General features: G+C 59.9%; 10 protein-coding genes. 3 read left to right on the top strand and 7 right to left on the bottom strand.

The features are described 5' to 3' along the window. The 4 genes from VIL80_RS12250 to VIL80_RS12235 form a co-directional block, all read right to left on the bottom strand. Window positions 1-517 (bottom strand): iron-containing alcohol dehydrogenase (locus VIL80_RS12250; protein WP_332036390.1); only part of this gene is annotated, 517 nt, incomplete at its 3' end. Window positions 518-624: 107 nt separating this feature from the next. Then, the gene (locus VIL80_RS12245; protein WP_332036389.1) at window positions 625-1,365 is read right to left on the bottom strand and encodes a TetR/AcrR family transcriptional regulator; all 741 of its coding nucleotides are present in this window, start codon (window positions 1,363-1,365) and stop codon (window positions 625-627) included. 185 nt (window positions 1,366-1,550) lie between these two features. Next, window positions 1,551-3,338 (bottom strand): hypothetical protein, encoded by a 1,788-nt coding sequence (locus tag VIL80_RS12240; protein ID WP_332036388.1) that lies wholly within the window; start codon window positions 3,336-3,338, stop codon window positions 1,551-1,553. A gap of 45 nt (window positions 3,339-3,383) precedes the next feature. Beyond that, window positions 3,384-5,474 (bottom strand): DUF3857 domain-containing transglutaminase family protein, encoded by a 2,091-nt coding sequence (locus VIL80_RS12235; RefSeq protein WP_332036387.1) that lies wholly within the window; start codon window positions 5,472-5,474, stop codon window positions 3,384-3,386. A 179-nt stretch (window positions 5,475-5,653) separates the two neighbouring features. Between VIL80_RS12235 and VIL80_RS12230 the strand changes: the two genes are divergently transcribed. After that, complete coding sequence (locus VIL80_RS12230) at window positions 5,654-6,973, top strand: M64 family metallopeptidase (protein WP_332036386.1); 1,320 nt, start codon at window positions 5,654-5,656, stop codon at window positions 6,971-6,973. A gap of 76 nt (window positions 6,974-7,049) precedes the next feature. After that, window positions 7,050-7,463: a MarR family winged helix-turn-helix transcriptional regulator gene (locus VIL80_RS12225; RefSeq protein WP_332036385.1), complete on the top strand. Its 414-nt coding sequence runs from the start codon at window positions 7,050-7,052 to the stop codon at window positions 7,461-7,463. Window positions 7,464-7,469: 6 nt separating this feature from the next. Here the strand turns inward: VIL80_RS12225 and VIL80_RS12220 are convergent, their stop codons facing one another. Both VIL80_RS12220 and ampC read right to left on the bottom strand, forming a co-directional pair. Then, window positions 7,470-8,243, bottom strand: coding sequence for a 4'-phosphopantetheinyl transferase family protein (locus VIL80_RS12220; RefSeq protein WP_332036384.1), 774 nt, complete (start codon window positions 8,241-8,243; stop codon window positions 7,470-7,472). 107 nt (window positions 8,244-8,350) lie between these two features. After that, window positions 8,351-9,628, bottom strand: a complete 1,278-nt coding sequence (ampC, locus tag VIL80_RS12215; protein ID WP_332036383.1) for a class C beta-lactamase — start codon at window positions 9,626-9,628, stop codon at window positions 8,351-8,353. Between the two features lie 252 nt (window positions 9,629-9,880). Here ampC and VIL80_RS12210 point away from each other — a divergent pair, with 252 nt between their 5' ends. Further along, on the top strand, window positions 9,881-10,465 hold the full coding sequence (locus VIL80_RS12210; RefSeq protein ID WP_332036382.1) for an NUDIX domain-containing protein: 585 nt from the start codon (window positions 9,881-9,883) through the stop codon (window positions 10,463-10,465). Window positions 10,466-10,583: 118 nt separating this feature from the next. On the opposite strand, the gene VIL80_RS12205 is transcribed toward VIL80_RS12210, so the two are convergent. Further along, a partial coding sequence (locus VIL80_RS12205) for a TonB-dependent receptor (protein ID WP_332036381.1) occupies window positions 10,584-12,926 on the bottom strand: 2,343 nt, incomplete at its 5' end.

Below are 12,926 nucleotides of genomic sequence, written 5' to 3'. Positions count from 1 at the left end.
TGTCCGGTTGCAGGAGAGGCGAGACGATACCGGCCTTGGTGGTTTCACCGGTGGTGACGATGGCGATAGGAGTTACTTCAGAACCGGTACCGGCGGTGGTGGGCACCTGCAACAGGGACAGGCGCGGGCCGCGCACATTGCCCACACCGTAAAGTTCGTCGAGCGACTGGCGACAATCCGGGTGCGCCAGCACCGCTACTACCTTGGCCACGTCCATGGAGCTGCCGCCGCCGAAGCCGACAATCATTTCCGCGCCCAGCCCCCGCGCCGCCTGTACCGCCGCCTCCACGGTGGCACTCTTGGGGTCTGCCTCTACCCGGTCAAAAATGCCCAGGCGCAGATCCGAGGCGTCGAACCCGGGCAGTACGCGGTCCAGCAATCCGGCGTTGAGGATCCCACTATCGGTCACCAGCAGAATCCGGCTGGCACCGGTGGCACGGCAGTGCCGTGCAAGCTCTTTAGCAGCGCCCGCAGCAACGGTAATGGTTTTGGTGGTGGTAAAGGTGAAATCTTGCATATGGCCCCCGAGCACTGACTGGGGACCATTGAAAGCCGGTGGGGGGTAGCTTTGCCATTACCTCGGGTTTCGGGTAATGACCTTTACCACCGGCGGTGGGATCAGAGTCAACTCTCGGCGGCTATTGCCGGCATGCCCTGTAATTGAAAACCGCGCAGTAAACGACCGATACTGGCTGTCATCATTTCCAGATCCGGGGGGAACCGGCTTCTCACCGAACTCAATTCCAATTGGCGCATGGTAAAGCGCAGCAACTCACCGTCCACCCGTGGTGACGAGCTGCCGAGCCGACGGCAACTTTTCTCGGCGATATCCGTCAGCGACTCATCCAGCGCACGCACTTTTTTGTCCAGCGCGTCCGGCAAATATTGCGCGAAGACGAACTGGCATTCAGCCGAAATCATTTTCTTTTTGACAGTCGCTTCCTCGAAAATAATTTCGACGATCAATGCGGTTAACGCCTGGACAAAAGCATCCGCTTCCGCTTCTGCTACCGGGACGACTGCGCTGCTGTCTGAGGTTGGAGCAAACTGCCGGTAGCAATCGTCTCCCCTTTGCTCGATTTCGTCTCGCCAGGGCTGAATACGCTCAGCATGCAAATCGAACGCGGACTCGATCAGGTTTTCCAGAGTACCGAAGTAATAGGTGGTCATCGCCAGCTGCACGCCGGCGGCCTTGGCAATATTGCGGTGGGACAGGGAAGCCAATCCTTCATCCGCAATCAGATCCAAAGTGGCATGCAGTATTTTGCCCTTGGCGATTTCGCGCTTCTCGGCCTTCTTGTTGCCCGCGGCTTTACGCTCACTGCGGTCAGAAGTCTTCTGTTCAGTTCCACTACTGGAAACCATGCGTCGAGCCTCGGGCAAAATTGGAAAAACCTTGTACAGAGGTATATGAAGGCGCAACCCTATACAAAGGTTATTTATTGGTCAAACGTGCAATGAAACGCCGCCCTGCGCAGATTTCCACACACTTAACGCACGCACGTCTACAGACGATAGTCCAAATTTCCCAAGTTAATTGCCAAACACGATTACTGTCGCGATTTTCCCTTTTCCAGCTCGAGCACTGCCTGTCTATGCCCCTTCTGCGCCGCCTCGGTAAATGCGGTGCGCGCGAGCTCGGGATTGCGCTCCACGCCGTCGCCATCCAGAAACAATTTGCCCAACTGGTAGAGGCACTCGCTATCGGCGGCGGTGGCGCACATCATGTACCAGAGTACCGCCATCTCGCTGTCGGCATTGGGCAGGCGCTGTTGCTGATGCAGTTTTGCCATGCCCAGCTGACCCGCAGTATCCGACATCGCCTGCCAGTAAGCCTGCTCTGCGCCCTGGTAATCGCGCGCGGCCCATTTGAGATCTCCCTCCAGGGCGTGGGCGGCATCGGAGTGCACCGCCAGCGCGGCATCAAAGAAAGTATTGGCTAGCGCGATGCGCTCGGCCGGCTGCAGTGAAGGTGCGGTCAGAACCCGTCGTGCAAAGGCGACTTGTGCCGCGGTATCTCCCGCTTCGGCGATCGACTGCAGGCGCGGCAACAGAGTTTCCAGATCCGCACTCTGCCACTCCCGGTTCAGGTCCGATTGCAAGATCACCAGTTGTGCCGGAAGGAATCCTTCCTGCGCAGCGCGGCGCACATACTGGATACCCTGCTGCAGGGACACATCCCAGCGCTCGGCAAAAAAGTAAGTGGATAACAGCATCCACGCCCTGCCGGGTTCGAGACGCTGATCCGCCGCCGCCATAAACTGCTCGAACAGTTCCTCGCTCGGTTCCACCCCGAGTCCCTGGCGATAGGCAAACGCGAGCCCGATCATGGCATTGGCACTCCCCTTCTGCGCCGCGGACATCAGGAAATCCACCCCGTCCTCCTGCGACAGTGAAGGCAGCTTGCCGGACAGTGCCAGTACTCCCAGGCGAAATTCCCCGGTCTCGCTGCCGGCTCCGGTAGCGTTGAGAAACTGCTGTGCTGCCTGTTCCAGCTCACCGCGATCTTCCAGCAGGCGCCCGAGCCCCACCTGTGCCGAGGGCGTACCGCCCTCCGCCAGTGGGCGCAGTACCTGCGCGACGTAATTGCCACCAACCCCGGCAAATGGATAGGTGGCACCGAGCAGGATATTGATTGCGCGTTCGTTTTCGAAAAATACTTCTCGCTGCACACCGGTTTCCGGATCTTCCGCGGTCACCACATACATCAGGCCGACGCCACCTGCCACCGGTTGCAACACCGAGTCGCGCACCTGGTAGCCGGCGAGGTAGAGAATTTCATCCGCGTGGTCCAGCAGCGCAATTTCGTAGGCGGTGTCTATGCTCTTGCCATCGCCGCTACCCAACACACCGCGCAGGATATATTGCACGGCATTTTCATGCTGACGCGCCAGCTCGGTTTCGCCGAGAAACTGGTAACACTCCTCGGCCGCCAGGTGCGGTTCCAGTTCGAAGAAATTGCGCGCACTCCACTGCTCCCAGTCCATGGCCGAACAATCGCTATCGTCCTCGGCGAGCTGCGCCATCTCCCGCTGGAATGCCTCACGGGTATCCACCGCGGTGATCAGGCGAGAACTTTGCAGGTAGGCAGACCAGAATTCGGCGAAGGGTACCGAATCCGGTGCGAGCCGGATTTTCTGCGCAAGTACTGCGAGCTGCGCGTCCGCTTCGGCGTAACTTTCCAGTGAAAACTGGACCTCCGCGGACGGCGCCGCTGACGCCCGCGCGCGTTGCGCTTCGGAATTTTTTGCACCGCCATCCACCGCGACCGGCGCTGCACAGCCGCTCAGCAGTGCGGCCAACGCCGCACACTGCCAGTATTTTTTGAAATGAAGCATATGTTTTCCCACCGGCTTTATTTTTCCGAGTATGTGCAGCGCGCGTTATTTGCGCTCGAGCAGGTCTCGCGCGAGATTGCGCGCGCGCTCGCGCCGCTCATTCGGTGTCACCGATGCCGGCGCCAGCCATACGGAATAGGTCAGGCCCGAATCGAGCCGGTCGATGGCCTGCAGATATTCCCCGAAGCGCTCCGGCGCTACCGATTTATCCAGTGACTGGTAGCGGTAATTCACCGTTACTTTTTGCGGGCTTTGCTCTACATCGCGGGAAAATTCAAACCAGGGATTGGCGATGTTCTCGGCGCTCTGCCCGCTCAGCCAGCGCAGGTCGCCAGTGTTTTTCGCAATAACGGTAAAGCGTTCGTCCACCTGCAGCTGCCCGGGCAGGCGGAATGGATATTCACGCTGGCGGGTTTTCGGCAGGGAGATGTTTGTCACCACACTGGCGGCCGCGAGCTTGAGCAGGTTCTGGCCACCACTTTTTTCGCCCAGGTTGCGCAGGCGATATTTTTCCCGCACGCGCAACTCGTTGCGCCCCTCGACTTCGCTGATGACCACCGGTTCCAGCATTTCGATACCGGGGAAATAGCGCGCGTAAAACTGCAGGAAATCATTGGTGATGGTGTCCACATCGCGGTAGCCTGCATACGCACGCATGTCTTCGGCACTCCAACCGACATAGTGGCTGACCACCTCGAACACCGCGGACTGACGGTTGTCGTCCAGGGTCAGGGTTTCCTCCACATGGACACGCCCGCTCAACTGCTCCGGCGCTACCGGCTCGATTCGGGTGAGTTTTCCCTCCTCCCCATTCACTACCAGCCCCCAGTTAAAGTCCGGCAGCGACATAGCCTCCAGTTCACCGTTCTGGCTGGTGGCCGTGGGATCGACCCAGTAGCGCTTGCCGTCAAGCAGGAAGGTGGTAATCACGTGGTCGAAATGACCGGGGGACGGCAGGCGCGTGTCCAGATCCAGGTTCTCCACCGACGACACCAGCGCGGGATACGCATCGATGCCCAGCCTGCGCAGTGCGGCGATCAGCAGCACGGTTTTGTCCTTGCAGTCGCCGAAGCGCCGGTCGTAGGTTTCCAGCGGTGACGACGGCAGGTGGGAATTGACCCCGTGCTCGATTCCGAAATAGCGGATGTGTTCCTGAATCCACTGGGTCGCCGCCGCGGCCTTGTGCGCGGGACTGCCGCGCAGGCCCTGCAGCCAGCGGTCGAATTCCGCCGGTACCGGATCGGAAGCGGCGCCGTACAGAGTATTCGCCCAGCCGTTTACCTGGTGCCAGTCGGCGTACTGGGTGTATTCGAGATAGGGATAGGGGGTGAGCCACTCGGGCACGCCGTCTTCCTGGCGCAGCGCGGCGCTGTTGTGGATATCCACGGAATAGCGGGTGAGGTTGCCCTCATCGCGTGTGCGGATAGCGGTGGTACCGTCGCTCGTGCGCAGGTACAACGGCAGTTCCTTCGGGGTCAACAGGCCGATGTACATGCGCTCAATGGGCACACCCCAGGCCAGCAACTCGCGGCCAAAGTTTTTGTCCCCCAGCACCGGGTTGCTGCCGCGTACCGAATAGCTGTACTCGACGATATCGCCGATGCGCAGGTCCTTCAGCAGCAGCATCGCGGTCCAGTGCTCCGCGTACATATCCTGCTCCAGCTCCTCTTCGCGCTGGAACAGTTTGATATCCGCGCTCGCCAGCCGATCGCTGCGCTGACCATCGCGCACCACGCTCACGTCGTGAATGACCAGTTCCTCATAGGCGGGAGAGAAACCGAGGCTGATGCTGGAAATCTGCTGCAGACCCTGCTGGCGCAGCGGCTGCATTGCAATGCGGAAAAAACGCTCTTTCTTGTCACCGGTGAGATTGATCTGGGTATCCAGCACCAGGTTGCGCAGGCCGTCATCCGCCAGCGCCTTTCCGCGGGCCTTGCCCTCCGGTATTTCCAGCGGCTGTACCCACGCGGGGCGGGGCGCTATCCGGTAGTCCGCCGTAGCTGCGGACTGTATCGAGGCGGAAGGCTGCTTTATCGCCGAAGTTGAGGGCGCGCCCTGCACAGACGAAACGACCAAAAGAGCGATGAATGACCACAGGGTGGGTGTGACGCGGCGTGACCGGAATATCTGCTTCATTATTTTCACTGCATACAGGCAATAGATGAACTGCAGGTGACCGCACATCGAGCGCTGTCACCTGCGTCCCATCATATAGGCTGCATGGGGGGAGTACCACGTCCGGCAATGCGGCGCCAGTTGCCGTCGCGCGCCGCGGCCGTTAACGTGTGGCCGGTTTATTTTGTATTGGAGCCACCATGCGCAGCCTGCATCTCCTGCTTCTCTCCTTATCGGCCCTGATAGCCCTGCCAGTTGTGGCCGGTTCGCCCGTGCCCATGTGGCGCCTGGACTTCATGCACGAGGGCGGCAACGCCGCCGCGGAAACCTTTGAAATTGAGCAGTTGCTGGAGGAACCCCAGCACTGGAGTGGACCCACACAGGATCGACTGGAAAGAGGCGACTACAAGGTAGAGTTGTTTGAAGCCGGCGCAGAGAAACCCTGGTTTTCCTACAGCTACAGCTCGGTGTATTCCGACTGGTCCCACGGCGTGGAAGCCACCAACAGCCGCAAGACCTTTCAGGAATCGGTGCGATTTCCCGCTCCAGAAAAAGATTCGACCCTGGTGATTTCGCGCAGGAAGCTGGATCAGGACGGACAGCCTTTCGAACGCGTCTGGCACACCTCCATCGAAGCGGATGCCAAACCTGCTACTGCGCAATCCATACTGCCGGCGATCGCGCGGGATCTGGCTATTCAGGGCGCGCCGGAAAGTCACCTGGATCTGCTGTTTATTGCCGAAGGCTTTACCGAAAAAGAGCAGGAAAAATTTTTCGCCGCTGCACAGCAGGCGAGTGAGGCACTGTTCGACGTAGAGCCATATGCAAGCCTGCGGGATAAATTCAATGTGCGCGCCCTGTTTCTCCCCTCCCGTGAAGCCACGCTCGGCGGCGACACCGCGCTTAAGGTCAACCCCAATGCACTGGAGATGGCCCGCTATGCGCTGACGATGGAAGACCATCGCCTGCGCAATGCCGCCATGCAGGTGCCCTACGACAATATCGTGATCCTGACCAATTCCAGCACCTACAGTGCCAGCGGTATCTATCGCAGCTACACCGTAGTTCCGGTGTTCGAGCCGCGCATGCGTTTCCTGCTGGTGCACGAACTCGGCCACCATCTCGCCGGTCTCGCGGACGAATACTTCCACGCAACCCCCGGCTACGCCAATGCGGAAAAAGTGGTGGAGCCCCACGAACCCAATGTCACTGCACTGCTGGATAAGCAAAATCTCAAGTGGGCGCACCTGGTCAAACCATCAACGCCCTTACCGACGCCATGGCAGAAACAGCGCTACCTCGACACACTGAAGGGAGACCAGAGCTGGCTGCTGGAAGAACCCTACATCGACGAAGTCGGTGCCTTTCAGGGAGCCAATTACAGCCCCACCCAGTACTACCGGCCGACACTTAACTGCCTGATGTTACGCGACGGCGGTGATAACCGGTTCTGCCCTGTGTGCGCTAACGGCATCCGCGAAGTGGTCGAGGCAACGGCCGGAATCGACATCGAGAAATAGACGACGACTCAATCCTTGACAGAACAAATGCTGCACATATACTTGCTTAGTCAACTATTTGTGCAGCATACCTGTCATGTCCAATACCAGCTCAGCGTTTATCATCAACAACGCCATTCTCGCTGCAAAGCTCGCCCGCAAGGCCGGCAACCGCTTAAGCGTCCACGGCATCAGCCTGACCGAATATCTGGTAATGGACTACCTGTGCCAGTGCCCGCAGGAGGTTTCCCGGATAGAGCTGGCGGAATATCTCGGCATGAGCGCATCGGGGGTCACCCGCCTGCTGCTGCCCATGGAGAAAAACGGCGTGGTGGAGAAAGTCCAGAATCCGCGCGATGCCAGGCAGAGCCTGGTCAGGCTGTCGAAAGCTGGAAAGTCGCTCTACAAGGATGCCCGTGTGAGTTTCACGCACATCGCTGAAGAGCTGACTTCGGGGGTGAGTGAAGCCCAGCTTAGTAAAGCGTTGGAGCTGCTGGTAAAGCTGGGGTAGTCGGCGTCAACCGATCGCCTTCAGGTTCGCGCGCTGGGGAAATTTCCCACAGGTGACCGACTGAATCCAGTGTTCCCCAAGGGTGAACTGGCATTCGTAATCCCGCGGTAAATTGTGTTTGCTGGCGAAGCGTTCGACCAGGCGCAGCACCAATGTCTGATCTGCCAGACGCAGCTCTACCGCTTCGGCAACCTCGAAGCCGAAGTAATCGCGCACGCTCGGGTAAAGTGCCTTGAACAGACTCTCTTTGGCAGAAAAGATCAGAGTGAGTGCCACCCTCTCGGACAGCCCCTCGGCGCGGAGCAGTTCCCGCTCTTGCCTGGTGGCTACGATCGCCGCTATCTCGCGGCAGACCCGGGTGGGAATCAGCACTTCTACATCGATACCCAGGTAATCCTTGTCCATGCGCCGGCTTACCGCGCACACGGCCACACTGCCCACGTGGGAGATGGAGCCAACAACGCCGCTCGGCCACAGCGGATTGCGTTTTTCACCAATCCCCACCTGCACGTCCTGATTACGCACCGGGGCGAGATGCTGCAGCGCCAGCGCCGCAGCATAGCGGCCCGCCAGAAATTCCGCCTGCCGCTTGGGCACCGAACCCGCGATAGATTCGGGCATGGCGATACCCAGTTCTGCATACAGCTCCGGCTGATAGCCGGCCGCATCAAATTCACAGGTAACCAGGCGCACGCCGGTTCTGGTGTCGACTTCTGAGTGCACTTTGCCAATAAACTGGCGGTCATCCCGCGGCATAATCTTTGCTGTTACTTCCTGCATGCGAATTTTCCCCGGTACCACGTACACCAATAAACTCATTACTGAATGCACGCAGCATGCCAAAAAACTACCGGTATCACCAACCTGTGAACGAAACTCTCGGCAGCCTACTGCTCGTCAGCAGTTCCCGCGGTGGTGACGTCGGGCATGAGCGATTCCAGAATGTTGTACATAACCGCCACCCGTTCCTCGTTGGGAAAATATTTATTGGCCAGCAGCACAAAGCCAAAGCGCTTTTCCGGGATAAACGCCACATAGGTGGAGAAACCGCCGGTGGAGCCGGTCTTGTTGATCAGCACATTTCTCTGCGCTGGCAGCGCCGGAGAAATGGCGGCTACCTGATGGTCGCCGATCATTTCCCGAGCGTTGCCCGCAAGCAGCTGCGATTTCTTCACCGGCAGTGGGTACTGCTCCCACACCATGTCCTGCACGTAGTGTTCGGTTTCGAAATAGCCGCGACGGGTTTGCTGTAGCGCCTTATCCAGATCGGTATTCACCTTCACCAGCTGCATCTGCGCCGCCAGGTAACGGGTTAAATCAGCGGCGCTCGAGCGCACGCCGTAGGCCTCTTCACCCAACAGCCCCATATCCAGGCGCACTGGCTGGTGTTTGCTGTTGTGCCCCTCGGCGTAGCCCGCCATTTTCTCAACGGGTACCTGAATGTAGGTGTCCGGCAGCCCCAGCCCGCGGAAGATATGCTCCTCCATGGCACTGGCAAAGGGCTGGTGCAGGCTGCGCGCGGCCACCAGCCCCAGCAGACCACTGCCGGGGTTGGAGTAGGTCCGTTTACTGCCGGGTGTGTACTGCGGCTGCCAGTTGCGGAAGTACTCCAGTAACTGCTCATCGCTGCGTACCTCCGCCGGTACCTGCAGAGGGAAATGTCCGGCGGTATGCGTGGCAAGATTGAGTACAGAGATGGAATCCATGGCGCTGCCACGCAGTGCTGGCAGGTAGGTACTCACCGGCTTGCCAAAATCTAGCGCCCCCTTCACTTGCGCGTAGGCGGCTAGGGTGGCGGTAAAGGTTTTGCTCACCGAGCCGATTTCAAACAGGGTGCGCTCGGTCACCGGCGCACCGCCCTCCAGCGTCGTGTCGCCGATATTGAAAAAGTAGGGTTCGCCGCCGATGGTGAGCGCAAGTGCCACGCCCGGCACCTGATATTTCTCCACCACCGGCTGGATAGCCGCCACCACGATGGCTTCCAGCTGTGCAGGCTCGATATCGGCGGCCCCCGGTTTAGCCGGCGCCGCCCCCTCGCCCACTACTGCCGGAGATTCAGCCACAGTGGCACCCGCGACAGCGGCCAGCAGCAGGCCCGCCAGTAAACGACACCCGCTCTGTAGCGCGCGCCGGAACGGGGCCGATCGGGTGATTTTTGACGCCATGAAGTCATTCCTTTGCCAGGCAGCGGCGTCGCGCTTCGGGTGCAACACACACCGAACCGGCGAAACCGCGGATTATTATTGCTGTCTGACCCTCAAGCGGGTGAGCGGGCGCTTAGAGCACTATAGCGCGAACAAATGTCGGGTCTGTAACAGAACCGGTAAAAACCCGCCCCGGAAACAGAACTCGAAAGCCCTGACACCAGTCGGATACACTCTACCTGTTATTGCCATGAAAGAAGCCGCCCCGGGAACATGCGATCACTGCTGAAAAAAACCATTTTCGTGCTGCTGGCATTTGGCTTGCTGGTGACGGGGGCGTTTTTGGCTTTTCCCGGGCTCAAGTACGAGCTCTACCGCAAGCTGCCACCCAAGATCCGCTGGAATATCTCCTACGCGCTCACCGACAAGTTTGTGGTGGGGATGGTGTATTTCGTCGAGCGCAACAACCAGCTGCTGCTGGTGCGCCACACCTACCAGGACAAATGGGCACTGCCCGGGGGCTGGGTGGAACGCAACGAGTCATTCGAGGAGTCGGCGCGGCGGGAGCTGCGCGAGGAACTCAATATCAAGATCGACGATTTCGAGGTGCTGGAAGTGAACAAGGTGCCGCGCTCGGGGATCATCAATATCGCCATTCGCGGGCGCCTCAAGGACCCGCACATCGCGATCCGCGACGGCGAAATCTACGGTTACCGCTTCTTCGACCTGCACCGGCTGCCGGAGGATGTGATTTACACCCACAAGCCCTACATCGAGCGCTATCTGGAGGCGCGCCGCCCACCGCGACAGCAGCCGCCGGAACCCACCCACAGTGAACCCACGGTGCCGGAGCGCTGAGTGCGGCCCCCACCCGGTAAATTCCTGCGCCCACAAAAAAAGCCGCCCGCATCGCGGGCGGCTTTTTCGCACTTCCAGGTCGCGGGCTGGGCCCGCAACCACTGGGGGTATGACCCCCTTAGAAGTTGTAGCGAACCTCGGCACCGTAGGTGCGCGGCTCGGACACGGAGGTGTAGGGAGTGCCGAACACCGCCATGGAGCGACCGCTGGGGATACCGGTGCGCTCGTTGTCCAGCAGGTTGCGGCCCCACAGCGCGAGCTCGTAGCGGCCGCCGCCGCTCATCCACACCATGCGTCCGTTCAGACGCTTGTCGTCCGCACCCACGCCCTCGATGTCGCTGAAGCTGGCCACGAAGCCCGGCTCAAGCTGGTCGCTGTTCTCGGCAAAGATGTAGTCCAGATGCAGGTTCAGGTCGCCCACGGAGATCGCCGGTGCCCAGTCGAAGGTGACGGTGTAGGCGGTGTCCACGGAAGACTTCTGACGCTCGGACTGCAGTTCACCCTGTGCGTCGTAGTAGGGCTCCCACTGGGAATCCGCATCGCGCACGGTGGTCACGAGGCCAAAGCGCATGGACTCGGTCGCCATCCAGTCGACGGTGATTTCCACGCCGTTGAACTGCTGGTCGCCGTTGATCACCGTCGGCAGCGCGTTGGCGGATTCCGGACGCTTGCTCTCGACACTGCGCTGGCGGTTGTCGACGGTCATGTCGAAGTAGCTCAGCTGCACGCGCAGGTTATCCAGCAGGTCGCCCTTGATGCCCAGCTCGATGTTGTCCACCTCTTCCGGCTCGATCGGGTTGTCCGCGGTCAGCAGGTTGAGGGAGTCGAAACCGCCGGACTTGTAGCCGGTGGAGTACGACAGGTACGCCATGGCGTCGTCGGTGAAGTGGTACTGGCCCACCACACGACCGGTGGTTGCACTCCACTTGTCGGAGGCGCGGCGCACGCCTTCACCCACGTTGTAGGCGTCAGCAGCGGAGAAGATCACTTCTTCAACCGGCAGATCACCGCGCATGTCGCGGAAGCTGGTTCCGGGGGTCTCCCAGGTGAAGGTTTTTTCGTCGGTGCTGTAGCGCAGACCGGCGAGCACGCTGATGTTGTCGCTCAGCTCGTAGTCGAAGTCAGCGTAGACACCGTAGTTAGTGAAGTCACCGGTGTTTTCCACAGACTCGGTCCAGTACTCGCCGCCGAACTCGGGGCCGAACAGCATGCCGCCAATGCCGAGTTGCTGGCTGACCATGTCGTAGTAGACACCGTCCTGGGGAAGCGCTGTGCCCGCGACCATGGTGGTAAACAGAGCCCAATCGTCTGCGTTCCACAGGTGATCGATGCTATCCAGCATCGCCAGTCCCATCTCACCGGCAGCACCCTCGACCATTCCACGCAGGGTTGGGTCGTTGACGATATTGGTGGTCACCAGACGGGTAATGGACTCGGCAGAAGCGGTCACATCGGTGCGCTGGTAGATATTCTCGTGGGAGTAGTTGGCACCCATCACCGCGGTCAGGCGGTCGCCGCTGAAGTTCACCTGCAACTCGTGGTAGCTGATATCGGAATCGAACACGTTGTTGGTGTCCAGATAGCGGGTGATATCCGCGGTGCCGTCTTCTTCCTCACGGTTGGTGGTTTCCCACTGGCGGAAGTTGGATACCCACTTCATGCTCCAGGCGTCATCGAACGCGTGGGTCAGCTTGGCGTTGACGGAGGACATGGAGCGGGTCTCGCCGCCGTTTACCACGTCGTTTTCTACCTTGTGATCAAACGGGTTGGTGCTGTAGGCGTATTCGCTGACACCGATGGCCTGGCGCGCGGCGTTGTCCACTTCGTCCCAGTCGTAAGACAGCTGGGCGGCGGTCTTGTCGCTGATCTGCCAAAGGGCGGCAACACGTCCGGTAACGATGTCTTCCGCGCCGGCGTCATCACCACCGGGGAATACGTTTTCCACAAAACCGTCGCGCTGGAAGCTCATCAGGTTGCCGCGCACAAAGAAGTTGTCCGCCAGCGGGGCGTTCACCATTCCTTCAAGTTGGGTCAGACCGTGGTTGCCCACGCGGGTGGATACAAAGGCCTCGAAATCCTGCTGCGGTGGATTCGGCACCAGGTTCACGGTACCCGCTGCGGCGTTGCGACCGAACAGGGTGCCCTGCGGGCCCTTCAATACTTCCACCCGCTGCATGTCGGAGAAGGACATGGAGGTGGCCGGCGCCGGCACGTAGGCGTCGTCGTAGAACACGGCTACGGACGGGTCGCCACCGGCACTGATGTTGGAGCTGCTGACGCCGCGGATGCTGAGTGCAGACTGGGTAACGCCGGAGCCAGCTTCAAAACCGGGGATATAGTCCGCCATATCGCTGAGCTTCAGCGCATTGGTGTTTTCCATATCGGCGGTGGAGAAGGTGTCGACGGTTACCGGCACTTCCAGCGCGTTCTGCTCGCGCTTCTGTGCGGTAACGATGATTTC

Source organism: Microbulbifer sp. (assembly GCF_036563125.1).
Lineage (GTDB): Bacteria > Pseudomonadota > Gammaproteobacteria > Pseudomonadales > Cellvibrionaceae > Microbulbifer.
The sequence above is the reverse complement of the archived record's forward strand: the minus strand, read 5'-3'. Positions and strand labels throughout refer to the sequence as shown.

Coding starts and splice junctions, on each gene's coding strand:
- VIL80_RS12245 (WP_332036389.1), bottom strand. CDS start 1,365: ATGGTTTCCAGTAGTGGAACTGAACAGAAGACTTCTGACCGCAGTGAG.
- VIL80_RS12240 (WP_332036388.1), bottom strand. CDS start 3,338: ATGCTTCATTTCAAAAAATACTGGCAGTGTGCGGCGTTGGCCGCACTG.
- VIL80_RS12235 (WP_332036387.1), bottom strand. CDS start 5,474: ATGAAGCAGATATTCCGGTCACGCCGCGTCACACCCACCCTGTGGTCA.
- VIL80_RS12230 (WP_332036386.1), top strand. CDS start 5,654: ATGCGCAGCCTGCATCTCCTGCTTCTCTCCTTATCGGCCCTGATAGCC.
- VIL80_RS12225 (WP_332036385.1), top strand. CDS start 7,050: ATGTCCAATACCAGCTCAGCGTTTATCATCAACAACGCCATTCTCGCT.
- VIL80_RS12220 (WP_332036384.1), bottom strand. CDS start 8,243: ATGCAGGAAGTAACAGCAAAGATTATGCCGCGGGATGACCGCCAGTTT.
- ampC (WP_332036383.1), bottom strand. CDS start 9,628: ATGGCGTCAAAAATCACCCGATCGGCCCCGTTCCGGCGCGCGCTACAG.
- VIL80_RS12210 (WP_332036382.1), top strand. CDS start 9,881: ATGCGATCACTGCTGAAAAAAACCATTTTCGTGCTGCTGGCATTTGGC.